Annotated in this window: 19 protein-coding genes; 12 read left to right on the top strand and 7 right to left on the bottom strand. The window is 64.1% G+C overall.

The window, feature by feature from the left end:
• Positions 1–40 precede the first annotated feature (40 nt).
• Positions 41–1,558: a phospholipase D-like domain-containing protein gene (locus JJJ17_RS08785; protein WP_200685510.1), complete on the bottom strand. Its 1,518-nt coding sequence runs from the start codon at positions 1,556–1,558 to the stop codon at positions 41–43.
• Between the two features lie 142 nt (positions 1,559–1,700).
• On the opposite strand from JJJ17_RS08785, the gene JJJ17_RS08780 reads away from it, so the two are divergent.
• The 5 genes from JJJ17_RS08780 (at position 1,701) to JJJ17_RS08760 (ending at position 7,198) form a co-directional block, all read left to right on the top strand.
• The gene (locus JJJ17_RS08780; RefSeq protein WP_200685508.1) at positions 1,701–2,627 is read left to right on the top strand and encodes a DMT family transporter; all 927 of its coding nucleotides are present in this window, start codon (positions 1,701–1,703) and stop codon (positions 2,625–2,627) included.
• Between the two features lie 155 nt (positions 2,628–2,782).
• On the top strand, positions 2,783–3,697 hold the full coding sequence (locus JJJ17_RS08775; protein WP_200685506.1) for an ABC transporter permease: 915 nt from the start codon (positions 2,783–2,785) through the stop codon (positions 3,695–3,697).
• 3 nt (positions 3,698–3,700) lie between these two features.
• The gene (locus tag JJJ17_RS08770) at positions 3,701–4,627 is read left to right on the top strand and encodes an ABC transporter permease (protein WP_200685504.1); all 927 of its coding nucleotides are present in this window, start codon (positions 3,701–3,703) and stop codon (positions 4,625–4,627) included.
• On the top strand, positions 4,620–6,254 hold the full coding sequence (locus tag JJJ17_RS08765) for an ABC transporter ATP-binding protein (RefSeq protein WP_200685503.1): 1,635 nt from the start codon (positions 4,620–4,622) through the stop codon (positions 6,252–6,254). The genes JJJ17_RS08770 and JJJ17_RS08765 overlap by 8 nt, the downstream gene beginning before the upstream one ends.
• Positions 6,251–7,198, top strand: coding sequence for a 2-hydroxyacid dehydrogenase (locus tag JJJ17_RS08760; protein ID WP_200685501.1), 948 nt, complete (start codon positions 6,251–6,253; stop codon positions 7,196–7,198). Before JJJ17_RS08765 ends, JJJ17_RS08760 begins: the two co-directional genes overlap by 4 nt.
• Positions 7,199–7,429: 231 nt before the next feature.
• On the opposite strand, the gene JJJ17_RS08755 is transcribed toward JJJ17_RS08760, so the two are convergent.
• Complete coding sequence (locus tag JJJ17_RS08755; protein WP_200685499.1) at positions 7,430–8,143, bottom strand: GntR family transcriptional regulator; 714 nt, start codon at positions 8,141–8,143, stop codon at positions 7,430–7,432.
• A gap of 144 nt (positions 8,144–8,287) precedes the next feature.
• Here JJJ17_RS08755 and araD point away from each other — a divergent pair, with 144 nt between their 5' ends.
• The 7 genes from araD to JJJ17_RS08720 all read left to right on the top strand — a co-directional run bounded on the left by araD (position 8,288) and on the right by JJJ17_RS08720 (position 16,946).
• Positions 8,288–10,021, top strand: coding sequence for an L-arabinonate dehydratase (araD, locus tag JJJ17_RS08750; protein ID WP_200685497.1), 1,734 nt, complete (start codon positions 8,288–8,290; stop codon positions 10,019–10,021).
• Between the two features lie 7 nt (positions 10,022–10,028).
• On the top strand, positions 10,029–10,754 hold the full coding sequence (locus tag JJJ17_RS08745; protein WP_200685495.1) for a ribonuclease activity regulator RraA: 726 nt from the start codon (positions 10,029–10,031) through the stop codon (positions 10,752–10,754).
• Between the two features lie 92 nt (positions 10,755–10,846).
• Positions 10,847–12,379 carry an aldehyde dehydrogenase (NADP(+)) gene (locus JJJ17_RS08740; protein WP_200685493.1) on the top strand — a complete coding sequence of 511 codons (1,533 nt, stop codon included), beginning with the start codon at positions 10,847–10,849 and terminating at the stop codon, positions 12,377–12,379.
• Positions 12,379–13,281, top strand: a complete 903-nt coding sequence (locus tag JJJ17_RS08735) for a 5-dehydro-4-deoxyglucarate dehydratase (protein ID WP_200685799.1) — start codon at positions 12,379–12,381, stop codon at positions 13,279–13,281. Before JJJ17_RS08740 ends, JJJ17_RS08735 begins: the two co-directional genes overlap by 1 nt.
• A complete protein-coding gene (locus JJJ17_RS08730) occupies positions 13,278–14,189 on the top strand; it encodes a dihydrodipicolinate synthase family protein (protein ID WP_200685491.1) in 912 nt (303 codons plus the stop codon). Before JJJ17_RS08735 ends, JJJ17_RS08730 begins: the two co-directional genes overlap by 4 nt.
• 124 nt (positions 14,190–14,313) lie before the next feature.
• Positions 14,314–15,834, top strand: coding sequence for an ABC transporter substrate-binding protein (locus JJJ17_RS08725; protein ID WP_200685489.1), 1,521 nt, complete (start codon positions 14,314–14,316; stop codon positions 15,832–15,834).
• A gap of 50 nt (positions 15,835–15,884) precedes the next feature.
• Entirely contained in the window at positions 15,885–16,946 is a 1,062-nt protein-coding gene (locus JJJ17_RS08720) for an Ldh family oxidoreductase (RefSeq protein ID WP_200685487.1), read from the top strand.
• Positions 16,947–16,961: 15 nt separating this feature from the next.
• On the opposite strand, the gene JJJ17_RS08715 is transcribed toward JJJ17_RS08720, so the two are convergent.
• From JJJ17_RS08715 to smc, 5 genes are all read right to left on the bottom strand, one after another.
• Entirely contained in the window at positions 16,962–18,599 is a 1,638-nt protein-coding gene (locus JJJ17_RS08715) for an acyl-CoA synthetase (protein ID WP_200685485.1), read from the bottom strand.
• A 192-nt stretch (positions 18,600–18,791) separates the two neighbouring features.
• Positions 18,792–19,547, bottom strand: a complete 756-nt coding sequence (locus JJJ17_RS08710; RefSeq protein ID WP_200685483.1) for a glycerophosphodiester phosphodiesterase family protein — start codon at positions 19,545–19,547, stop codon at positions 18,792–18,794.
• Entirely contained in the window at positions 19,547–20,002 is a 456-nt protein-coding gene (locus JJJ17_RS08705) for a RidA family protein (protein ID WP_200685481.1), read from the bottom strand. Before JJJ17_RS08705 ends, JJJ17_RS08710 begins: the two co-directional genes overlap by 1 nt.
• Positions 20,003–20,009: 7 nt before the next feature.
• Complete coding sequence (locus JJJ17_RS08700) at positions 20,010–20,468, bottom strand: YbjN domain-containing protein (RefSeq protein WP_200685479.1); 459 nt, start codon at positions 20,466–20,468, stop codon at positions 20,010–20,012.
• 49 nt (positions 20,469–20,517) lie between these two features.
• Positions 20,518–23,970, bottom strand: coding sequence for a chromosome segregation protein SMC (smc, locus tag JJJ17_RS08695; protein WP_200685477.1), 3,453 nt, complete (start codon positions 23,968–23,970; stop codon positions 20,518–20,520).
• Between the last annotated feature and the right edge of the window lie 120 nt (positions 23,971–24,090).

The following is a 24,090-nucleotide window of genomic DNA, read 5'->3' as shown; positions in this document are numbered from 1 at the left end:
AAAAGACGGGTTTGCAGCCGCAGATATGATGGGCGCGGAGCTAGTCTCCGCGCCTCTTTCTGCGCAAGCGCATCCACAGCGCCACACCTGCGGCCACCGCGGCAGTGCCGATCAGCACATGCCGTGAGGTGAATCCCAGCCGGGCCTCGGCGCTGTGCCGATAGCGGGGATCGAAAAAACGGGTATCGGCCAGAAAACGGCCCAAGACCCCCTCGCGTCGCGGAGTGATCGGATGCAGACCGCGCCCGCTGATGTCGTTCAGCGCGTCGATGGCGTCGATCAGGCTGCCGCGTCGACGGATCGCCTGCCGAACCTCGTCGGCGGTGACGCCCAGATGTTCGGCGATCAGCCCGTTGCGGATCTGCAGAATACGCCTGCGGTCCGCCCGCGTCTCGCCAATGATCGCCACGTCACATTCGGTGTCGAAACCCATCGAGCGGCGGTCGATATTGCTGGACCCGATGCGCAGGAAACAATCGTCGATGATGCAGATCTTAGCATGAACATAGATATCCTCGCCCGCATCGTTCACCGGATAGACGATGACGAACCGCCCGTGTGGGTCCTGTTGCGACAGTTCCCGGATCATCCGGCTGCGGGTGATATGCATCGCCCGATCCTCGACCATGCCCTGCGCTTCGTCGGGGTTAATCACCACGATTTCCGGACCATCGGGTTCCTGCAGGCGAAGGCGGATCGCCTCGGTGATGCTGTCTGCCGCGAAATACTGCGATTCCAGATAGATCGTGTCGCGGGCCGAGGCGATGCTGTCCAGATAAAGCCGCTCGATCTCGGCGGTGATCGGGCGGTCGCTTTCTGGCGGTTCGGTGCGGGCGATGGCGACCTCGATCCCGGTAAAGTCGATCTCGACGCTTTTGGGCCAAAGCCGCACGCTCGGGTCGAAATCCTCATCCATCGGCGCGTCATTCGCACGCTCCCACCGATTGCGACAAAGCTCGCTCAGCGCCGCCGCAGCCGGGCCGGACATCACCGTCGTCGCATCGTGCCAAGGCTGGGCGATATCGCCATCGGCATTGGCGCGGCAGGGATCGTTGCTGGCGTGACGCGGCGTGTCCCACCGACCGGCGGTCACATCGATGCCGCCGCAGAAAGCCAGTGAATCGTCGATGACCACCACCTTCTGATGATGGGACGCGCCAATCGGGTGGCGACCGTCGAAGGCAAGGTGGATTTGCTCGGGCGACATGAATTTCACCTGCAACGCCGGCGCAACCCCGCCCGGAGCGATCAGCGCACCGCCGCTCCATTTCAGCAGATAGATGTCCAGCCCCTTTTGGCGGTCCACCAGCGCATCAAGGAAGGGTCCGATTGCATTCGGCAGACCGTCCGGCGCGTTGCCGTCAGCATCGCTTTCGCCGGGAAGCATCTCGATCTCGAAGTCGAAATCCCAACCGATCAGCATGACCAGCCGCCGCGCTTTCAAAAGCGACTGGCGCAGGGCACTAAAATAGGCAGCGCCGTCGATGATGACGGAAAACCTGTCGGCTTTCTCGACGCGCCAGCAATTCTCACCGGGAGTAAAGGAAAGGTCGTTCATGTCGCCTGCTTCGTCCTGATCGTAACCAACGAGGCATAACGCCGTTTGCCCGATTTCGGTTGCGGGGATCGCTTTGCCAGACGGCGATGCAGTCCTATGATTATATTGACACACTAATATTTTAGATTACGGTCCGGCGGGCTTGGACGGCCACCGTCCGGGCTTTTCCAAAGGGGGGCGCGTCTTTCGGCGCGTGATGGGGATGCAGGCGAGTAATCAGCGGCTGGCCGTCACGGCGATGCTTATTGCCGCATTTCTGGCGGGGCTGGATGCCGTCATCGTGCGGTCGTTGGCGGGCGGGGTTCATCCGTTGGTCATCGCCTTCTTCCGCGCCTTTGTTGGGCTGATCGTGGTGCTGCCATGGATCATCGCGCGGGTAGAGCTGCGCGCTTCGCCCTATCGCGGGCTGCACTTTCTGCGCGCGGCGTTGAAACAGGCGTCGCTGGTCGCGCTCTTTCTGGCCTTCACCCACGCCCCGCTGGCCGATGCGACGGCGATCACCTTTACCATGCCGGTCTTTCTGACGCTCGGCGCGTGGTTCTTTCTGGGCGAGTCCATTGGCCCCGCCCGTATCACCGCGATCCTGTTCGGCTTCGTGGGTATCGTCATCATCATCCGCCCCGGCGGCTCGAATTTCGATCCGTGGTTGCTGGCCGCGCTGATTGGCGCGATCCTGACTGCGGTGATTCAACTGATCCTCAGGCGGATGGCGATGTCCGACAGCGCCGACCGGCTGGTCGCGTGGAACCTGCTGGCGATGGCACCTTTGGGACTGATCGCCGCGCTGCCGGTCTGGGTCACGCCGACGCCGGGACAGATGGCGCTTCTGGCTGCTCAGGGTGTTCTTGGCGCGCTGAACATGTCATTGATCACGCGGGCCTTCTCGCTGGTCGAGGCATCGTTTCTGGCGCCGCTGGACTATCTTCGGCTGCCGGTCGTCGCGGTCCTTGCCTATCTGTTCTTTGACGAGTTTCCACCCTGGAACACATGGATCGGTGCGGGGATCATCATTCTTGGCGCGCTGGTCGCAACGGGAGGCGTGATCCGTGGAAGATCGCGCAGGCCCTGAAAACGGGTTCACAAATTCCACAAAGATACTAATATATCACTTGAGCGTCGATGATTCGCCGCTCGCATCGTGGCCAGAGGAGGTGCTGGCCATCGCATCGCAGGGGGTGGGCTGGCCGATCCGTATCCGGCAAAGCCCAAGGGGGAAGGAGTTCCATGAAGACGTTCATCGGCAAACGGGCACTCGCCAGCGCGATATCGCTGGTCGGTCTTGTTATTCTGGTCTTTTTTCTGTCGCGCCTGACCGGCGATCCGACAAACCTGTATCTGCCTTTGGACGCCTCGCTTGAGGCGCGCGAACAGTTCCGCGAGTTGCACGGTTTCAACGATCCGCTGATCGTGCAGTTCGCCCGCTATGTCGGCGATCTGCTGCGCGGCGATTTCGGCCAGTCGATCCGGCAGGCACGCCCGGCGATGGAGGTGGTGCTGGAAGCGTTCACATGGACGCTGTGGCTGGCCTTCATCACCATGACGCTGGTGACGGTCGCGGCAATCATCATCGGCTCGCTGGCGGCGTTCAAGGTCGGCGGCATCTTCGACCGGATCGCCACCTTCTTCTCGCTTGTCGGTGCATCGGCGCCGGATTTCTGGCTGGCGATCGTGGCCATCGTCATCTTTGCGGTAAACCTGCACTGGTTGCCGACCTCGGGGACGGGGACGGCGCTGCACTGGGTCTTGCCGGTGGCGGTGCTGTTCATCCGGCCCTTCGGGCTGATCCTGCAGGTGGTGCGCGGATCGATGATCACGGTCCTGTCCTCGGCCTATGTCAAGACGGCGCGGGCCAAGGGGGTCCGCACCCGCCCGATCATCTTCGTCCACGGGCTGCGCAACGCCATGCTGCCGGTCATCACCGTCATCGGCGATCAGGCCGCCGCGATCCTGAACGGCGCGGTGGTGATCGAGACGATCTTCGGCTTTCCCGGCATCGGCAAGCTGATGATCGATTCCATCCTTCTGCGCGACTTCTCGGTGGTGCTTGCGGCGATCATGGTGTCGGCGCTGGCCATCTTCATCATGAACCTGCTGATCGATCTGGCCTATGCCGCGCTCGATCCCCGTATCCGGTATTGAGAGATGAGCGTGACCGACATTCCGACCAAGACCGAACCCAGGGAACGTGGTGCCGTCAGCGCATGGCTGTCGATGCTCTGGGCCGACAAGCTGGCCTTTTTCGCGGCGCTGTTCCTGCTGATCGTGGTGATCTGCGCGCTGTTCGGGCCGCTTATGTTCGGCGATCTGGCGACGCGGCAGAACCTGCGCGGCCGCAACGCGCCGCCCTTCGATCTGGAGCGTGGCTGGGCCTATGTCCTGGGCGCGGACGCGCTTGGCCGCCCGTTGCTGCTGCGGATCATCGTTGCAGCGCAGAACACGATCATGGTGGCTGCAGGGGCGGTGCTGGCCTCGGCCATCATCGGCTGCGGGCTGGGCCTGATCGCGGGCTATAGCCGCAAGCGCGCGGCGCAATGGATCATGCGTCTGGGCGACGTGATCATGTCTTTTCCGTCGCTGCTGCTGGCGGTGATCGTGCTTTACATGCTGGAACCCTCGGTCGCCAATATCATCATCGTTCTGGCGATCACCCGCATCCCCGTCTATCTGCGCACCACCCGCGCCGAGGTGTTGGAGATCCGCGAGCGGATGTTCGTGCAGGCCGCAAAGGTCATGGGCGCATCCGACCGCCGCATCGTCTTTCGCCATATCCTGCCGGTGGTGCTGCCGACGCTGATCACCATCGCCACGCTGGATTTCGCCTTCGTCATGCTTGCCGAAAGCTCGCTCTCTTTCCTTGGGATCGGGATTCAGGCGCCCGAGATCACCTGGGGTCTGATGGTCTCGCAGGGGCGGCAATATCTGACGACGGCATGGTGGCTCAGCTTCTGGCCGGGTCTGGCGATCATTCTGACCACGCTGTCGCTGAACCTTCTGTCGAACTGGCTGCGCATCGCGCTGGACCCCGCCCAACGCTGGCGGCTGGAAATGAGAGGACGCAAGAATGGCTGATCATCTGCTGGAAGTCTGCGACCTCTCGGTCGAGTTTCACACGGCGGCGGGCACGGTCAAGGCGGTGCAGAACGTCAACTGGCATCTGGACCGGGGCGAGACCTTGGCGATCCTTGGCGAAAGCGGTTCGGGCAAGTCGGTCTCGGCCTCGGCGGTGATGAACCTGATCGATATGCCGCCGGGCAAGATCACCTCGGGGCGGATTCTGCTGAACGGTCAGGACATGCTGAAAATGACGGCCGAGGAACGCCGCCGCATCAATGGCGCAAAGATCGCGATGATCTTTCAGGACCCGCTGGCCCATCTTAATCCGGTCTATTCGGTCGGCTGGCAGATCGCCGAGGCCGTGGTCACCCATGGCGGGCCAAAGGACAAGGCCAAGGCCCGGGCGCTGGATCTGTTGCGCCGTGTCGGTATCCCTGAGCCAGAGCTTGCCATGGGGAAATACCCGCACCAGTTCTCGGGCGGGCAGCGGCAGCGGCTGATGATCGCCATGGCACTGGCCTGCAAGCCCGACATCCTGATCGCGGACGAGCCGACAACGGCGCTGGACGTGACCGTGCAGGCGCAGGTTCTGGCGCTGCTGGAAGAGCTTCAGGCCGAGACCGGGATGGGCCTTCTGCTGATCACCCACGATCTTGGCGTCGTGGCCGAGATCGCCGACCGGGTCGTCGTGATGAACGGCGGCTGCATCGTTGAAACCGGCAATGCCGCCGAGGTCTATCGCAACCCCGCCCATCCCTATACCCGCAAGCTGATCGACGCCGCGCCGGGCAAGGGTGCCATGCCCGAGGAACGCGACCGCAGCGGTGCGCCGCTGCTGGAAGCGGTCAAGCTGCAGAAGCATTACGGGGCGTTCCATGCCCTGAAGGGCGTCGATCTGACGATCATGCCGGGCGAAACGGTGGCCGTGGTCGGCGAAAGCGGCTCGGGTAAATCGACGCTGGCGCGGGCGATCCTGCGGCTGGACGATCCTGACAGCGGCAGCATCCTTTATCGCGGGCAGGATCTGATGACGATGCACCCGCGAGAGCTGTTCGGTCTGCGCCGCGATCTGCAGATGGTGTTCCAAGATCCGACGCAATCGCTGAATCCAAGGATGACGGTGTTCCAGTTGATCGCAGAGGCATGGGTGATCCATCCCGACATTCTGCCCAAGCGCGAATGGAAGGCGCGGGTGGCCGAATTGCTGGAAAAGGTCGGGATGAAGCCCGAACATGCCAGGCGTTATCCGCATCAGTTCTCGGGCGGGCAGCGGCAGCGGATCGCGATTGCGCGGGCGCTGGCGATGCAGCCGAAGCTGATCGTCTGTGACGAGGCGGTGTCCGCGCTGGATGTGTCGATCCAAGCGCAGGTGATCAAGTTGCTGGACGGGCTGAGGCGCGAATTCGGGCTGTCCTATCTGTTCATCGCCCATGATCTGCCGGTGGTGCGCGATTTTGCCGACCGGGTGATCGTGATGAAATCCGGCCAGATCGTCGAGGAAGGGCCGGTGCGCCAGATCTTCGACAATCCGGTTCAACCCTATACACAGGCGCTGCTGGCGGCGAGCCTTGACCCCGATCCCGAGGTTCAGGCCGCCCGCCGCATCGCCCGCGAAGAACTACAGCAACGGATCCCCGCATGAAGCCCGATGTCCTTGTCGCCTATCCCCTACGCCCCCGCCAGATGGCCGAGCTTGAACGGCTTTATAGCCTGCACCGTCTGGACCTTGCCGCGCCGGAAGATCGCGAAGCGGTGCTGGCCAAGGCCGGGCCGGTCTGCACGGCGATGGTGGTCAACGGCCATGTGACCGTGGACCGGGCGTTTCTGGATCAATTGCCGAACCTGCGCCTTGCCGCCTGTTCCTCGGCCGGCTTCGATCAGATGGACCTGCCCGAGATGACCCGGCGCGGCATCCGGCTGACCAATACCTCGGATGCGCTGGTCGATGACGTGGCCGATATGGCGCTGACGCTGATGCTGGCCGCACGGCGCAGGCTGATCGAGGCTGATGCCTATGTTCGCTCGGGTGAGTGGGGGCGGCAAGGGATGTTCCCGCTGACCACCTCGGCCAAGGGCAAGCGGGCCGGGATCGTCGGGCTTGGCAATATCGGCAAGGCCATTGCCCGTCGCTGCGAGGTCTTGGGCATGGAGATCGGCTATTCGGGCCGCAGCCAGAAGGCGGGCGTGGACCATGCCTATTTCGCTGATCCGGTGGCATTGGCGGACTGGGCAGATGTGCTGCTGATCGCGACGCCGGGCGGGGCAGGGACCGAGGGGCTGATCTCGGCCGCCGTGATCGACGCGCTTGGGCCGGAGGGCACGCTGATCAATATCTCACGCGGGACCGTGGTGGATGAGGCGGCACTGATCGCGGCCTTGCAGGCGGGGCGGATCGCCTCGGCCGGGCTTGACGTTTATCTGGATGAGCCGAACCCGGACCCGGTGCTGACGGCGCTGCCGAATGTGGTGGTTTATCCGCACCATGCCAGCGGCACCGAGGAAACGCGGGACGCAATGGCGCAACTGACGCTGGACAATCTGGCAGCGTTCTTTGCCGGTAAGCCGGTGCTGACGCCGGTGAACTGAGGGCATTCCCAATCAAAGCAGAGGGCAGGGCACAGCAGCGGTTGGGCACCTGCTACGCTTGTTCTGAACGCTTTATGGTGCAGTCCCGCCGTCCATATCTGTTGCGCGGAACATCACCAAAGTGCCCAGCCGGGGGCGGCTGTGCACTGCCCGGCGGTGCGTTTCACGCACCTTGATTCCGGGCGGGTGCTTTAACCCCCGCCGTAGGGTGCGTGCTCCGCACGCACCGCCTCACACAAAATAATGCGGAAATTCCTGACGCAGTTCTTCGACCTTGGCGACGGTCTGGCTCAAATGCGCCCGGATGCCCGCGACCGCCGCATCCTCATCGCCTGCGCCGATTGCATCGACGATTGCGCGATGCCCCGAGAGGATGTTCATCACCTTGCCCTTTTCCGGCAGATGCAGACGCCGCACCCGTTCCAGATGGCCGGACCTTTCGCGGATCAACTGATGCAACCCGCCGCGCTTCAGCCCGGCGAACAGCGTCTGGTGAAACAACTCATCCAGTTCCTGAAAAATGGCGATCTGGTCGGGGTCGTCGGAGACCGCTTCCTGCATCTTGATGATAGAACGCGCCCGCGATGCCGTCGCATGATCCTGCGCTGCCGCCAGCCTGCGGCACACCTCGGTTTCAAGCGCGACACGCAGGAAATGCGCCTCGTAGATCTGCGGCACGTCGATGCGCGTCACCACCGTCTTCGACTGCGGATAGATGCGGACCAGCCCCTCTTGTTTCAAAAGCTGCATCGCCTCGCGGATCGGGGTCTGGCTGACTTCATAAGTCTCGGTCAGATCGCTGCGCGACAGGGTGGTGTCGGGCGGAAGCGCAAGGGTGATGATCCGCTTGCGCAGGTCATCATAGACCCGCTGCACCGTGCCGCCCGGAAGCGTCGCGGCATGAGGGTCTGACAAGCCGAAGGTCGAGGCAAGCGATGTGTTCATGGGATCACCCTTTCTGGTTCGACAATAATTCTGCCCGATCTGATGCACAACGATACAAATATAGCTATTGATATAACTCTCCAACTGAAATATTAGTATTGCGGATGGCGCCGAATGATTCCGGCGTGGAAGAGGAGGGGGAAGATGGCGGCACGAAATCCGGCGGATCTGCGGTCTGCCCGGTGGTTCGCACCTGACGATCTGCGCAGTTTCGGACATCGGTCGCGGATGATGCAGCTTGGCTATGGCGAAGAGGATTTTCGCGACAAGCCGATCATCGGCATCCTCAATACCTGGTCGGAACTGAACACCTGCCATTCCCATTTCCGCGAACGCGCCAAGGATGTGCGGCGCGGTGTGCTGCAAGGCGGTGGGCTGCCGGTCGAGATGCCGTCTCTGTCGGTCGATGAAAGTTTCACCAAGCCGACCTCGATGCTTTACCGCAACATGCTGGCGATGGAGACGGAAGAGATGATCCGGTCTCACCCGCTGGACGGTGTGGTGCTGATGGGCGGCTGCGACAAGACCACGCCGGGGCTGGTGATGGGCGCGATCAGTGCGGGCGTGCCGATGATCTACCTGCCTGCCGGGCCGATGCTGCGCGGGAATTATGCGGGCAAGATCCTTGGATCGGGATCTGATGCGTGGAAATATTGGGACGAGCGCCGCGCCGGGAATATCTCGGATGAGGAATGGCTTGGCGTGCAGGGCGGAATCGCCCGGTCTGCCGGGGTCTGCATGACGATGGGCACCGCCTCGACGATGACGGCGATTGCGGATGCCATGGGGATCACGCTGCCCGGCGCCTCCTCGATCCCGGCGGTGGACAGCAACCATCAGCGCATGGGCGCGGAATGTGGCCGCCGCATTGTCGAGATGGTCTGGGAGGACCTGACCCCCGCCAAGATCGTGACCGAGGCCGCCTGTCGCAATGCCGCCGTGGTGGCGATGGCAACCGGCTGCTCGACCAATGCAGTGGTCCATCTGATCGCGATGGCGCGGCGTGCGGGGGTGAACCTGACGCTGGATGACCTTGATGCGCTTGGCCGGATAACGCCGCTGATCGCCAATGTCCGGCCCTCGGGCAAGGACTATCTGATGGAAGATTTCTACTATGCGGGCGGGCTGCGCGGGCTGATGCGGCAGATCGAGGATCGGCTGGATCTTACCTGCCTGACCGTCACCGGCAAGACCATGGGAGAGAACCTTGAAGGCGCGCAGGTCTATAATGACGATGTGATCCGCCCGCTGTCGAACCCGGTCTATGCCGAAGGCTCGCTTGCGGTTCTTCGCGGCAATCTGTGCCCCGATGGTGCAGTGATCAAGCCAGCCGCCTGCGACCCGAAATATCACGTCCATGAAGGCCCGGCGCTGGTCTTTGACAGCTACCCCGAGATGAAGAAGGCGATCGACGATGAAAGCCTTCAGGTGACGCCCGATACGGTACTGGTCCTACGCAATGCGGGACCGCAGGGCGGGCCGGGTTTTCCGGAATGGGGGATGCTGCCGATCCCGAAGGCACTCATCAAGCAGGGTCATCGCGACATGCTGCGGATCTCGGATGCGCGGATGTCGGGCACCTCTTACGGCGCCTGCGTGCTGCATGTCGCGCCTGAAAGCCATGTCGGCGGGCCGCTGGCGCTGCTGAAAACCGGCGATATCGTGCGGCTGGATCTGCCGAACCGGCGGCTGGACATGCTGGTCGGCGACGAAGAGCTGGCCGCCCGCCGTGCCGCATGGCAGGCCCCGCAGCCGCTTTACGACAGAGGTTACGGCTGGATGTTCCAGCGCCATGTGACGCAGGCCGATCAGGGCTGCGACTTCGATTTCCTGCAATCCGACTTTGGCCGCAGCGCGGGCGAGCCGGACATCTTCTGAGGATATCATGAGCGAACACTCACTTTCCGACCAGACCCGCGAGAAGCTAAAAAAGGTCTCGACCGCCTCGATTGCGACGGCATTGTTCAAACGCGGGCTACGAAATCAGTTCATCCAGGGCGTGATCCCGGTCGCGCCGAAGGATGAGAACATGGTCGGCCCGGCCTTCACCTTGCGCTACATTCCGGCGCGGGAAGATCGCAACCCGATCACCGTTTTCCGCAATCCCGACCATCCGCAGCGGGTCGCGGTCGAGACTTGCCCCGAAGGGCATGTGCTGGTCATGGACGGGCGCAAGGATGCCCGCGCGGCGACGGCGGGGTCGATCCTGATCACCCGGCTGGCCATGCGCGGTGCGGCGGGGGTCGTCACCGATGCCGGGATGCGCGATGCCGAGGGGATCGGGCGGCTGGACATGCCCGCGTATTTCGCCAAGTCATCGGCGCCGACCAACCTGACGCTGCATGAGGCGCTGGATATCAATGTGCCGATTTCCTGCGGAGATGCGCCGGTCTTTCCGGGCGACATCATGGTCGGCGACAAGGACGGGGTGATGGTGATCCCGGCCCATCTGGCCGACGAGATTGCCGAGGAATGCACCGGCATGGAAAGTTTCGAGGATTTCGTGCTGGAGGAAGTGCAGGGCGGTGCCCCGATCATCGGGCTTTATCCCGCCACCAAGGACGAGAACCTGAAGAAATACGAGGAATGGCGGTCGCGCACCGGGCGCTGACGGATCGCCCGTATTCTCGACCATCACGGCAGGACAGCGCACGGGCAGGCCCGGCAGCGCGCTGGCTCTGCCATGCCTGAAAGGACCATCTGATGAGCTTCACCCCCCACGGCAAGCACCTGATCGCAGGCGAATGGATCGCCACGGATCAGCGCTTTTCCAGCGAACCGGCGCATGGCCCGGCGCACGACTTCTCGGTCGGCACGGTCGATCTGGTGAACCGCGCCTGTGAGGCGGCGGAAGAGGCGTTCTGGTCCTATGGCTATTCAAGCCGCGAGGATCGCGCCCGCTTTCTCGACGCCATCGCCGATGAGATCGAGGCGCGCGCCGAGGCCATCACCGAAATCGGCACGCAGGAGACCGGCCTTCCCGAAGCCCGCCTGAACGGCGAACGCGGTCGCACGACCGGCCAGCTTCGGCTGTTCGCCGAGCATATCCGCAAAGGCGACTATCTCGACCGCCGCCATGACCCCGCTTTGCCGGATCGTCAGCCGCTGCCGCGTCCCGATCTGAAACTGATCGAGCGGCCCATCGGCCCGGTCGCGGTGTTCGGCGCGTCGAATTTCCCGCTGGCCTTCTCGACGGCGGGCGGCGATACGGCGGCGGCTTTGGCTGCGGGCTGTCCGGTGGTGGTCAAGGGACACTCTGCCCATCCCGGTACCGGCGAGATCGTGGCCGAGGCGATCCATGCGGCCATCGCGACCTGCAATCTGCATCCCGGCACCTTCAGCCTGATCCAGGGCGGCAAGCGCGATGTCGGCACCGCGCTGGTCACACATCCGCTGATCAAGGCGGTGGGCTTTACCGGCAGTCTGGCCGGTGGCCGGGCGCTGTTCGATCTCTGCGCCGCGCGCCCCGAGCCGATCCCGTTCTTTGGTGAGCTTGGCTCGGTCAATCCGATGTTCCTGCTGCCTGCCGCCATGGCCGCGCGGGCAGATCAGATCGGCACCGGCTGGGCAGGCTCACTGACCATGGGCGCGGGCCAGTTCTGCACCAATCCGGGCATCGCGGTGGTGCTGGACGGCGCGGATGCCGACCGCTTCACCGAGGCCGCGAAATCCGCGCTGGAACAGGTTGGCCCGCAGATGATGCTGACGCCGGGGATCGCGCAGGCCTATCACAACGGCAAGGCGCGCTTTGACGGGCGGAATGCGGTGCAACCCGTGCTGACCCATGACGGCGCTGGTCGTGAGGTCAGACCAAACCTCTATCAGACCAGCGCCGAGACTTTCCTGCAGGATCACGCGCTTGGCGAAGAGGTGTTCGGGCCGCTGGGCCTGATCGTCCGCGTCCGCGATATCGATGAAATGGCGCGGCTGGCCCGTGGCTTCGAGGGGCAGTTGACCACCACGATCCACATGGACGACGCCGATCTGGCCGACGCGCAAAAGCTGCGCCCGATCCTAGAGCGCAAGGCGGGGCGCGTGCTGGTCAACGGCTTCCCCACCGGGGTCGAGGTTGCCGATGCCATGGTCCATGGCGGCCCCTATCCGGCCAGCACCAATTTCGGCGCAACCTCGGTCGGCACCCTCTCGATCCGCCGCTTCCTGCGCCCCGTCAGCTACCAGAACTTCCCCGAAGGCTTGCTGCCTCAGGATTTGCTTCCCCAAGGAGACCAACAATGATTGCCCCCAAAGACCTGCAAGAGATCATCCGCACCGGCCTGCTGTCCTTTCCGGTGACGCCCTTCGACGATCAGGATCAGTTCAATCCGAAGCCCTTCGCGGCGCATCTGGAATGGCTGTCCTCTTACCCCGTCGCCGGGCTGATCGTCGCAGGCGGAACGGGCGAGCTGTTCTCACTGACGCCTGCGGAAGTGGTCGAGGTGGTTCGCACCGCACGCGCGGTTGCGGGCGATGCGCCGGTCATTGCGGGGTGCGGCTATGGCACGCGGATCGCCTGTGACATGGCGCGCGAGATCGAGGCGGCGGGTGGCGACGGCATCCTGCTTTTGCCGCATTACCTGACCGAAGCGCCCGCTGAGGGCATCGCCGCCCGCATCCGCGCCGTCTGCAATGCCACCAATATGGGCGTCATCGTCTATAATCGCGGGCAGGCGCGGGTCTCGGCGGAACAGCTTGCGCTACTGGCTGACGAATGCCCGAACCTGATCGGCTTCAAGGACGGCACCGGCGATATCGACACCGTCCGCCGCGTCACCGCGACACTGGGCGACCGGCTGTCCTATATCGGCGGGATGCCCACGCATGAACTGTTCGCGCAGGCCTATAATGGCGCGGGGATGCCGACCTATTCCTCGGCGGTGTTCAACTTCGTTCCGGAAACGGCGCTGAAATTCCACGCCGCCATGACCGCTGGCGACGATGCCACCTGCGAGGCGATGCTGCGCGACTTCTACTACCCCTTCGCCAAGGTCCGCGACCGCAAGGCCGGTTACGCGGTGGCTGCCGTGAAGGCGGGCGTCCGGTTGCGCGGATTTGAGGCGGGTTCGGTGCGCGCGCCGCTGACCGATCTGACCGAGGAAGAGGTCGCGATGATGCAGGCGCTGATCGAGTCGGCGCAATGACCGGGCTTGTCGATGCGCTGACCGGGATCTCTGGGATATTGGTTACGCCTTTCGACGACGGCGACCGGATCGCGCCTGCGCGGCTGCAACCGATCATCGACCGGGCGCTGGAAGCGGGCATGCATATCCCCGTCGTCAACGGCAATACGGGGGAATTCTACGCCCTGACCGTCGATGAGGCCGAGGTGATGTCCCGCGAAGTGGTGGCGATGGTCGCGGGCCGTGCGCCGGTTCTGGCCGGGATCGGACGCTCGGTCGGCGATGCCTGCCGGTTGGCGCGGGCAGCAGTCGAGGCGGGGGCGGCGGGGCTGATGGTGCATCAGCCGCCCGATCCCTTCGCCGCGCCGCGCGGTGTGGTGGACTATGTCAGTCGCATCGCCGAGGCGGGGCAGGGGCTGCCGCTGATGCTTTATCTGCGCAACGATGCCATCGGCACCGCTGCGATTGCCGATCTTTGCGCCATTCCGGGCGTGGTCGGCGTCAAATGGGCGACGCCGAACCCGCAGCGGCTGGCCGAGGCGATTGCCGCCTGCGATCCTTCGGTCATCTGGGTCGGCGGGCTGGCCGAGGTCTGGGCGCCCGCGCTATATGCCGTTGGCGCGCGGGGCTTTACCTCGGGGCTGATCAATCTCTGGCCGGAACGCTCGCTTGCGATCCATGCGGCGCTGGAGGCGGGGGATTTCGGACAGGCCCGCGCCCTGATCGCCGATATGGCCGCCTTCGAGGATGTCCGCGCGCAGGAACTGAACGGCACCAATGTCACCGGGGTCAAGGCCGCGCTGCAAGCGCTTGGGCAGGATTGTGGGGCAACCCGCCCGCCTGCCGCATGGCCGCTGACCGCCGCGCAGCAGGCGCAGATGCAGGACTTTCTGCAGCGAAACGGTCTGCTGCGCGAAAGTGTTAATTGAAATATTAGTGTGCATGTGCATAAGTCATGACTGGAGGGAAGGCTGGGAATCGGGCGCGCGATAAGGCTCGTGTGATCGGGACCGGCTGAGGAACGCCCCGAGCGGGGACAAGGGAGGATGGAAGATGAAAATTGGAAAAGCGGCCTTGTGCCTGACCGGCGCGGCGCTGATGGTGGGAAGCTCACCTGCGCTGGCACAAGACGCCAATCGCGCCGTGACCGTGGTTCTGGCCGAAACCGTCGATGTGGTCGAGCCTTGCATGGCCGCGCGTCAGGATGTCGGGCGGGTCATCTCGGAAAACGTGAACGAGATGCTGATCGAGTTCGATTATGTGAATGGCGGGTTGAAGCCGCGTCTTGCAACGGAATGGAACCAGATCGACGAGGATACCTGGGAATTTAAGTTGCGCGAGGGTGTCAAATGGCATGACGGCGCGCCCTTCACCGCGCAGGATGTGCAATTCACCATCGAGCGGAACAAGAATGCCGATCTGAGCTGTGAAACCGGCGGCAAGTATTTCGGCGGCACCGAATTCACCTTCGAGACGCCGGACGACAACACCATCCTGATTACCACCAACCCGCCGCAGCCGATCCTGCCGCTGCTGATGACAGTGATGCCGGTCCAGTCGGCCGCGACGACTCCGGCGGGTGAATTTGACCGCAAGCCTGTCGGCACCGGGCCTTATGTCTTCACCGATTGGCAGATCGGCCAATCGATCACCGTCGAGCGCAATCCCGACTATTGGGGCGAAGCTCCGCAGGTCGAGAAGGCGACATACCTGTTCCGCTCGGACAGCGCCGTCGCCGCCGCGATGGTCGAGGCAGGAGAGGCCGATATCGTTCCTGCAATCGCCTTGCAGGACGCGAACAACCCCGAAACGGATTTCTCTTACCCGAATTCGGAAACCACCTCGCTGCGGATCGATACGCGCATTGCCCCGACCGATGACCGCCGCATCCGCGAGGCGATGAACCTTGCCATCGACCGCGAGGCGATGATCGGCACATTGTTCCCGGCTGATGCCCAGATCGCCACGCATCTCGTGGTGCCGACGACCATCGGCTATAACCCGGATGTGCCGGTCTGGCCCTATGATCCCGACCGCGCCCGCGAATTGGTGGAAGAGGCGCGGGCCGATGGTGTGCCGGTCGATACGCAAATCCGCATCATCGGGCGCAACGGGCAATATCCGAACGCGACCGAGACCATGGAAGCGATGATGGCGATGATGCAGGATGTCGGGCTGAACGTGAAGCTGGACATGTATGACGTGTCGGTCTGGAACAACTATTTCGTCTCGCCCTATGTGGCGGATAGCGGCCCGACCCTGACGCAGTCGCAGCATGACAACGCCACCGGCGATCCGGTCTTTACCGCCTTTGTCAAATACGCCTCGACCGGCGCGCATTCGATGGTCACCGACCCCGAAGTGGACGAGATGATCGCCAAAGCCACCGAAGCGACCGGCGATGAGCGCACGAAGCTGTGGCAGGAGCTGTTCACCAAGGTGAACACGGACATCATCGCGGATATTCCGATGTTCCACATGGTCGGCTTTACCCGCGTCTCGCCGCGTCTGGACTTCAAACCGACGATTGCCACGAATTCCGAACTGCAGCTTTCGCAAATCGGCTTCAAGTGATCCCGCGCGGGCCGGCCCCCCGGCCCGCGTTTTCCTGACAGGAGATGAAGATGCCCCGTTTCGCCCGTGCTGATCTGCTGAGCTTTGCGGAAACGCTACTGACCCGCGCCGGGATGGAGCCTGACAAGGCCGCCGTCACCGCCGAAGTGCTGATCGAGGGCGACATGATCGGGCATGAAACCCATGGCCTGCAACTGATGCACTGGTATCTGGAATGTCTTGCCGATGGCAGCCTGAACGGCGTCGGCAGCTATGAGGTCGTTTCGGATCGCGGCGCGGCTTTCGTCTGGGACGGGCGGTTGCTGCCCGGCGCATGGCTGCTGGACCGGGCGATGGATCAGGCGATGGAGCGGGCCCGCGATCACGGTATCGTCGCCGCCGCGATCCGCAATTGCCACCATACCTGTGCGCTGTCGGCCTATCTTCGCAAGGCGACAGACCGGGGGCTGATCGCGCAACTGTCGGTCTCGAACCCGGCGGCGGCGCGGGTAGCGCCCTATGGCGGCACCAAACCCGTGCTGACGCCGAACCCGATCGCGATGGGCTTTCCGACAACCAACGATCCGGTAATCGTGGACGTGTCCGCCTCGATCACCACCACCACGATGACGCAGCTTCTGGCGAAAAAGGGCGAGCGTTATCCCGAGGCATGGGGTCTGACCGCCGACGGGCAGCCAACGGACAATCCGCGCGACATCACCGAGCGGGGCGGCACGATGATGCCGCTGGGCGGCGCGCTGAAAGGGCACAAGGGCTACGGGCTGGCGCTGATGGTCGATCTGCTGGGGCAGGGGCTGTCGGGCAAGGGGCGCGCCAACACGACGGCGCCGGGACCGCTGGCGCAAAGCGCGTTCCTGCAGGTCATCGATCCGGCCTTCTTCGCGGGCCTTGATGCCTTTACCGAACAATCCGACTGGCTGGCCGAAGCCTGCCGCAGCAATCCGCCCGCGCCGTGGAATAACGGCCCGGTCCGGGTGCCCGGCGACAGCGCCACCCGCAAACGCCGCGCCGCGTTGGAGCAGGGCGTGCCGGTGGCCGACAGCGATCTGGAGCGGATGGCGAAACATGCCGCCCGGCTACAGGTTGCGCTGCCGCAGCCGGTCGGTGTTTGACCCGGCAGAAAAGCCTCAGTCGCGCAATTCCCGCGCCCGATCCCTTAGCAGAAATTTCTGCACCTTCCCGGTCGAGGTCTTGGGCAAATCGCCGAAGACGAAGGTTTTCGGCACCTTGAACCGCGCCATATGCTGCTGACAGAACTCGCGCAGTTCGACCCCGCCCAGATCCTTGCCGGGTTTCAGCGTCACGAAGGCGCAGGGCGTTTCGCCCCATTTAACATCCGGGCGCGCGACTACGGCGGCTTCCATCACGGCGGGATGGCGATACAGCACATCCTCGACCTCGACGGACGAAATGTTCTCGCCGCCCGAGATGATGATGTCTTTCGAGCGGTCCTTGATCTCGACATAGCCATCGGCATGCATGACGCCCAGATCGCCTGAGGCGAACCAGCCGCCGCGAAAGGCCTTTTCGGTCGAAGCGACGTTCTTCAGATAGCCCTTCATGACGTTGTTGCCGCGCATGAAGATCTCGCCAATGGTCTGTCCATCCGCCGGAACCGGCTCCAGCGTATCGGGATCGGCCACCATCAGATCGCTGAGAACAACGTTTTTCACCCCCTGCCGAGCCTTCATCCGCGAGCGCTGTTCCCCGTCCAGCGCATCCCATTTCCCCTGCCATGCACTGACGACCGACGGGCCATAGCTTTCGGTCAAACCATAAACCTGCGTCACCTCGACGCCCATCGCTTCCATATTCGCGATCACGGCGGCGGGTGGCGGCGCGCCCGCCGTCATCACCTTCACCTCATGGGTGAAATCCTTCAACTCGTCCGGCGCATGGACCAGCATATTCAGCACAATGGGCGCACCGCAGAAATGCGTCACCTTTTCATCGCGGATCAGGCGGAAGATCGGCTCGGCACGCACGGCGCGCAGACAGACGCAAAGCCCTGCATTCGCCGCGATGGTCCATGGAAAGCACCAGCCGTTGCAGTGAAACATCGGCAGCGTCCACAGATAGCGCGAATGATGCGGCATCCCCCATGTGACGATATTCGACAGCGCATTCAGCGCCGCGCCGCGATGGTGATAGACGACGCCCTTCGGATCGCCGGTGGTTCCCGAAGTATAGTTGAGGCTGATCGCGTCCCATTCGTTATCGGGCAGCTTCCATGCGAAATCGGGATCGCCCCCGGCCAGCAACTCGGCATAGGTGGCGCTGCCGATGCGTGTGCCGCCGTCGAAACTGTCATCCTCGACATCGATGATCAGCAGGTCGGTGCGCCCGGTCAGGGTAATCGCCTGCTGCACCAGTTCGGAAAATTCAGGGTCCACCATCACCACCTTGGCCTCGGCATGGGCGAGGATGAAGGCGATGGCATCTGCATCAAGCCGGGTATTGATCGTGTTCAGCACCGCGCCGGTCATTGGCACGGCGAAATGAAGCTCGAACATCTCGGGGATATTGGCCAGCACCACCGAGACGGTGTCGCCCTTGCCGATCCCGCGCGCCGCAAGGGCGCTGGCAAGGCGGCGGCAGCGTTCAAAGGTCTGGGCCCAGTTGCGGCGAACGTCGCCATAGACGACGGCATCGTCGTCGGGATAGATCGCCGCCGTCCGTTCCAGAAACGACAGGGGCGACAGTTGCACGAAATTTGCCGGATTGGGCGGAAGTCCGATCTCGTAGATATCCGATGCTGCGACCATGGCTTCCTCCCCTGAAAAATGACTGGTGACGATCCTGCTTCCTGCACGAACCCGGCAAAGACTGCCGGGCTGCAAGGGTTGGTTCAGAACGATGCAAAACGCAACGGGACGTTAGGCGATCAGCATTCGTGCGCAAAATGCTAACGCGGATATCCGCGTCGCGCAAATGCCGATGAGACTGCCGCGACCGCCTCAGACCGGGGGCAGATAGCCTTCGAAGGTGATGTTATCCGCGATCCTTCGCGCGGCCTCTTCCTCGGCCTCGCTGCGCACCGTCCAGCACAGGATCGGCGCGCCCATTGCCTTCAGCGCATCGACCCGAGGATTACCCAGTTCCACCTTGTCATGCGAGATGAAGGACGCGCCCGAGCGGTCGTAATCGCTGATCCCGGCCAGATAGACCCGCCGTTCGTCATCGATCAACGGCCAGTCCTCGGCCGGGAAATCGCAGGTGGTCAGCCCGACCGGCAGGCCCGGCCGAAGCGCATGAACGGCCTCGACCACATGCGGGTTGAACGACATCACGGCGACCGGCCCGTCATAGCCTTCCAGCACCTCGACGACCTTCTGGTGCAGCGTGCCGATATTCGCGCCAAGATGGCCGTCCTGATCCTTGATCTCGACCAGCAGCGGCACCTTGCCTGCGACCAGTTCCAGAAACTCGGCCAGCGTCGGGACGCCCTGATCCGAGCCAAGAATCCGCATCGCGGCCAGCGCCTCGACATCATACTGACCGATCACGCCGTCCTGACCCACCAGCCGTTTCAGCCGGTAATCATGAAACACCATCGGCGTGCCGTCCGAGGCGGGCTGGATGTCCAGCTCGATCCCGTAACCGGCGTCGATGGCCGCCTGTGCGGCGGCCAGACTGTTTTCGGGCTTGCCCGGCCCGTGCAGCCCGCGATGGGCAATCGGCGCGGACAGGAAGGCATCGGGCAAAGCTGGCATCATTTCACCTCGAAGATCGCTTCGATCTCGACCGCCACGCCCAAGGGCAGCGACGGGGCCGAGACGGCGGCACGGGCATGGCGACCGGCATCGCCGAAAACCTCGACCATCAGGTCCGAGCAGCCGTTGATGACCTTCGGCTGATCTGTGAAGTCGGGGGTCGAGTTGACGAAGCCGGTCAGCTTCACCACCCGCGCCACCCGGTCCAGATCGCCCACGGCGGCTTTCAGTTGCGCAATCAGCGCCAGCCCGCAGCGCCGCGCAGCCTCGGCCCCAGCTTCGGTTTCCATATTCTCGCCCAGCTTGCCGGTGATCAGCCCGCCCTCGTTCGAGCTGATCTGGCCCGAGACGAAGATCAGATTTCCGGTCTGCACGAAGGGCACGTAATTCGCCGCAGGCGCGGGTGCTGCAGGAAGGGTGATGCCTTTTTCGGCCAGGGTTGCTTCGATGCTCATATGGTCCTCACCAGTTGATAAGATTGCGAAATGCGAACAGGCTAGCCGCCCAATGGGTCAGCAACTCGTTGAAATTCGACCTGCCCATGCCATCTGCGCCCAGATTGACATCCATCTCGATGATGGGGTCGCCGAAGCGGTCCAGATAGGCGCGGCTGAAGCGCTGCGTACGGTTCCAGTCGTTCATCACCCGCAGCGAAATCCGCTGATGCGGCCCTGTCTCGTAGCCCGAGATGAATTGCAGCGACCCGCAGGTCTGGCGGCAATCGTGGAAATAGATCGTGAAGCGGATGCCGTCGATGCTGCTGATGATATAGGGCGTGCGGTTCCGCTCGACCCCGCGTTCAACCGGCAGTCCCTGATCCTGCATCAACAGCTCGATCACGTCGGGATCGCCCATCACCTGCGCCGCAGCCGACAGCGGCAGGGCGGCGGCAAGGATCATGCTGGCGACAAAGCGTCTCATCGTGGCGGCGTATTCCCGAAGATTCGCCGCAAGGTTAACGTGGTGTGGATCAGGCGACCAGAGCCTCGGCGCGTTTCAGATCGACGCTGACCAACTGGCTCACGCCCTGTTCAACCATCGTGACGCCAAACAGCCGGTCCATGCGGGACATAGTGACGGCGTGGTGGGTGATGATCAGGAAGCGGGTGTCGGTGCGGCGGATCATCTCGTCCAGAAGGTCGCAGAAGCGGCTGACATTGGCGTCGTCCAGCGGCGCGTCCACCTCGTCCAGCACGCAGATCGGGGCCGGGTTGGCAAGGAACACCGCAAAGATCAGCGCCAAGGCCGTCAGCGTCTGTTCCCCACCCGACAGCAGGCTGAGCGTGGACAGCTTCTTGCCCGGCGGCTGGCACATGATCTCAAGCCCCGCCTCCAGCGGATCATCGGATTCAACCAGCACCAGACGCGCCTCGCCCCCGCCGAAAAGCGTGGTGAAGAGGGTGGTGAAATTGGCGTTCACCGTGTCAAAGGCTGTCAGCAGACGTTCGCGCCCCTCGCGGTTCAGGCTGCCGATCCCGGCGCGCAGCTTGCGGATCGCCTCTTCCAGATCGGTCTTTTCAGCGGCCAGCCGGTCGCGCTCTTCCTCAAGCTCGCGCTTGTCCTCATCGGCGCGCAGGTTGACCGCGCCAAGCCCGTCGCGCTGCGTCCGCAGCCGGGCAATCTGATCTTCCAGCGCGCTGGCAGGCGTGTCGGTGTCGGTCTCACCCAAGGCTTCCAGCAATTGCTGCGGCGTGCCCTCGGTTTCCTCGTGGATACGGGCGCGGGCGCCGGTTTCCGATTCGCGGGCAGCCTCGGCACGGGCCTCGCGGGCGGCGCGCATCTCGCGCGCTTCCGAGGCGTGGCGTTCGGTGTCCCGCTCCGCATGGGCGGCGGCGCGGGCGGCTTCATCAGCGGCGGCCAACGCGTCGCGGGCGGTGACAAGACGCGCCTCGGCCTGTTCCTCGCGCTCGGTCAGACTGGCGCGACGCTCGGCAAGGATTTCGGGCTGGGCCTCGGCGGCTTCCAGTTCGTCGGCGGCGGCATCGCGGCGCGCGGCCAGTTCGGCGGCGCGGGTTCCGGCCTGTTGCAGCCGCAGTTTCCAGCCGGATTCCTCTTTGGCGATTTCCTGCAACCGCTTGATCCGGGCATTCGCCTCGCGCTTCAATTCGTCCAGCGCGGCGCGGCGGGTCATGGTGGCGATCCGCGCAGCCTCGACCCCGGTGCGAGCGTTTTCGACGGCGGCGGCGGCATCGCCACGGTCGGGCAGATCGGCCAAGGCGCGCTCTGCCTGCGTCAGCCGGGTCTGCGCATCCGAGGCATCGGCGCGGTGCCGTGTCACCTCGCCCCGTGCGGATTCCACCCGGCTGTTTGCCATGGCCAGATCGGATTCGGCACGGGTCGCCGCGCGAGATGCATCCGACAGCAGCCGTTCCGCCTCGCGCCGCGCATCGCGGGCCGATTTCTCGACCGCGACCGCTTCGGCAAGCGCGGCACGGGCATCCTCGTTGGTCTCGATAGCGGCACTGGCGCGGGCCTGCATTTCCTCGGCCTGCACGGCGATTTCGTTAAGCTGGTTCACCTTTTGCAGATGCAACGCGGCTGAGGATGAGGCATCGCCCGCCAGCACCCGCATCCCGTCCCACCGGAAAAGATCGCCTTCCGCCGTGACCAGCCGTTGCCCCGGCAGCAGCGCCGCCTGCAATTCCGCGCCGCTGTCGAAATCCGCCACCAGCCCGACCTGCGACAGCCGCCGGGACAGCGCGTCCGGGCCATCGACATGCGCCGCCAAAGCCGTCACGCCCTTCGGCAAGGCCTGCGGCTTGTCCCAGCCGGGCAGATTATGCCAGCCGCTTTCGCCATCCTCGGCAAGCCCGGCGCGCAGATCGTCGCCAAGCGCGGCACCGAAGGCAATTTCAAAACCCTTCGCCACCTGAACCCGGTCAAGGATCGCCTTGCCATCCGATTGCCCGCGTTCCACCAGCCGCTTCAACGCGGCCATTTCCGCCATCAGCGCCCCGGCCTCGCCCTCGGCCTCGGATCGAGCGATCCGGCTGGCCGCTTCCACGCTTTCGGCAGCGGAACGGGCGGTCTCCGCCTCGGCCAGCGCATCCTCGGCCCCTTCCGCACGGTCGCGGGCGGCCTCTTGCGCCTCTTCCGACTGGCGCAGCGCCTCGGCGGCGGCTTCGCCCGCCTCACCGGCACGGGCTGCGGTTTCTTCGGCCTCGGTGGCGGCGCGTTGGGCGCGGTCCAGCATGCTGCGAAGATCGGCGACCAGTCGTTCCGCCGATTGGTGGCGGGCGGCAAGACGCGCGGATTCGTCGGTCAACTCGGCCAGTCGTGCCTCGACCTCGCGCAAGGCGTCGGCGGCTTCGTCGGCAGTTGCCGCGGCGGCGTCCAGCCGGTCGTCATGGCCCTGACCGGCCTTTTCAAGCTCGGTCTTTTCCCAGTCCAACCGCTCGACCACCTCACCCGCATCGCGGTTCAGCGCATCTTCACGCTCGATATCTCGATCAAGCTGGGCAATGCGCGCGGCCAGGGCGCGGATCGCCTCGGTCGCCCGCGCCTCGGCCTCGTCCAGCGCCTCCCGCTCGACCACCACCCGGGACAGAATGGCGGCGGCGATCTGTTCTTCTTCGCGCAGCGACGGCAGCGCGGTATCCGCTGCTTCACGACGCGCCGTCGCCTCACGCGCGGCATGTTCCGCCTCGGACGCGGCTTTCACGGCGGCCTGCAATGCCTCGGCAGCGGCAAGACGCGCAGCCTCGGCCTCGGCCCAGCGGCGATACAGCAACACCCCTTCGGCCAGCCGCAAGGCCGCGCCGATTTCGCGGTAACGGGCGGCGGCGCGGGCCTGACGGGCGAGCGATGCGGCCTGCGTGGAAAGCTGATCCAGCGTATCGTCAACACGGGTCAGGTTGCCCTCGGCCCCGTTCAGTTTCAGTTCCGCCTCATGGCGCCGCTGATAGAGGCCCGAGATCCCCGCCGCTTCCTCAAGGATACGGCGGCGGTTCTTCGGCTTGGCGTTGATGAGCTCGCTGATCTGCCCTTGCCGGACCAACGCCGGAGAATGCGCCCCGGTCGAGGCATCCGCGAACAGCATCTGCACATCGCGCGCCCGCACGTCATTGCCGTTGATCTTGTAGGCAGAGCCCGCATCGCGGGTGATCCGGCGGACGATGTCGAAATGGTCGTGCTCGTTGAACCCGGCGGGGGCAAGGCGGTCGCGGTTGTCCAGCGTCAGCGTCACCTCGGCATGGGCGCGGGCTGAACGGCGCGAGGTTCCGGCGAAGATCACATCCTCCATCCCCTCGCCACGCATGGCGGTGGGGCGGTTTTCGCCCATGACCCAACGAAGCGCCTCCAGAAGGTTCGACTTGCCGCAGCCATTCGGCCCGACAACGCCGGTCAGCCCCTCGCGGATGACCAGATCGGTCGGGTCCACGAAGCTTTTGAAGCCGTTGAGGCGAAGCTTGTCGAAACGCATGGCCTGTCCTTCGTTCTTTTGCCCCCGATTGTGCCAGTGATGCCGCCCGAGTCAACCAAAACCGCTAGATATTGCGGTTCGTGGTGGGGTTATCCACAAAATCCTTGCATCACCCACCGT

It is taken from the genome of Paracoccus caeni, from assembly GCF_016629665.1.
Taxonomy (GTDB): Bacteria; Pseudomonadota; Alphaproteobacteria; order Rhodobacterales; family Rhodobacteraceae; genus Paracoccus; species Paracoccus caeni.
The sequence above is the reverse complement of the archived record's forward strand: the minus strand, read 5'-3'. Positions and strand labels throughout refer to the sequence as shown.

Excerpts from the sequence above, each read along its gene's own strand:
- JJJ17_RS08785 (WP_200685510.1), bottom strand. The coding sequence starts at position 1,558 with ATGAACGACCTTTCCTTTACTCCCGGTGAGAATTGCTGGCGCGTCGAG.
- JJJ17_RS08775 (WP_200685506.1), top strand. The coding sequence starts at position 2,783 with ATGAAGACGTTCATCGGCAAACGGGCACTCGCCAGCGCGATATCGCTG.
- JJJ17_RS08770 (WP_200685504.1), top strand. The coding sequence starts at position 3,701 with ATGAGCGTGACCGACATTCCGACCAAGACCGAACCCAGGGAACGTGGT.
- JJJ17_RS08765 (WP_200685503.1), top strand. The coding sequence starts at position 4,620 with ATGGCTGATCATCTGCTGGAAGTCTGCGACCTCTCGGTCGAGTTTCAC.
- JJJ17_RS08760 (WP_200685501.1), top strand. The coding sequence starts at position 6,251 with ATGAAGCCCGATGTCCTTGTCGCCTATCCCCTACGCCCCCGCCAGATG.
- JJJ17_RS08755 (WP_200685499.1), bottom strand. The coding sequence starts at position 8,143 with ATGAACACATCGCTTGCCTCGACCTTCGGCTTGTCAGACCCTCATGCC.
- araD (WP_200685497.1), top strand. The coding sequence starts at position 8,288 with ATGGCGGCACGAAATCCGGCGGATCTGCGGTCTGCCCGGTGGTTCGCA.
- JJJ17_RS08745 (WP_200685495.1), top strand. The coding sequence starts at position 10,029 with ATGAGCGAACACTCACTTTCCGACCAGACCCGCGAGAAGCTAAAAAAG.
- JJJ17_RS08740 (WP_200685493.1), top strand. The coding sequence starts at position 10,847 with ATGAGCTTCACCCCCCACGGCAAGCACCTGATCGCAGGCGAATGGATC.
- JJJ17_RS08730 (WP_200685491.1), top strand. The coding sequence starts at position 13,278 with ATGACCGGGCTTGTCGATGCGCTGACCGGGATCTCTGGGATATTGGTT.
- JJJ17_RS08725 (WP_200685489.1), top strand. The coding sequence starts at position 14,314 with ATGAAAATTGGAAAAGCGGCCTTGTGCCTGACCGGCGCGGCGCTGATG.
- JJJ17_RS08720 (WP_200685487.1), top strand. The coding sequence starts at position 15,885 with ATGCCCCGTTTCGCCCGTGCTGATCTGCTGAGCTTTGCGGAAACGCTA.
- JJJ17_RS08715 (WP_200685485.1), bottom strand. The coding sequence starts at position 18,599 with ATGGTCGCAGCATCGGATATCTACGAGATCGGACTTCCGCCCAATCCG.
- JJJ17_RS08710 (WP_200685483.1), bottom strand. The coding sequence starts at position 19,547 with ATGCCAGCTTTGCCCGATGCCTTCCTGTCCGCGCCGATTGCCCATCGC.
- JJJ17_RS08705 (WP_200685481.1), bottom strand. The coding sequence starts at position 20,002 with ATGAGCATCGAAGCAACCCTGGCCGAAAAAGGCATCACCCTTCCTGCA.
- JJJ17_RS08700 (WP_200685479.1), bottom strand. The coding sequence starts at position 20,468 with ATGAGACGCTTTGTCGCCAGCATGATCCTTGCCGCCGCCCTGCCGCTG.
- smc (WP_200685477.1), bottom strand. The coding sequence starts at position 23,970 with ATGCGTTTCGACAAGCTTCGCCTCAACGGCTTCAAAAGCTTCGTGGAC.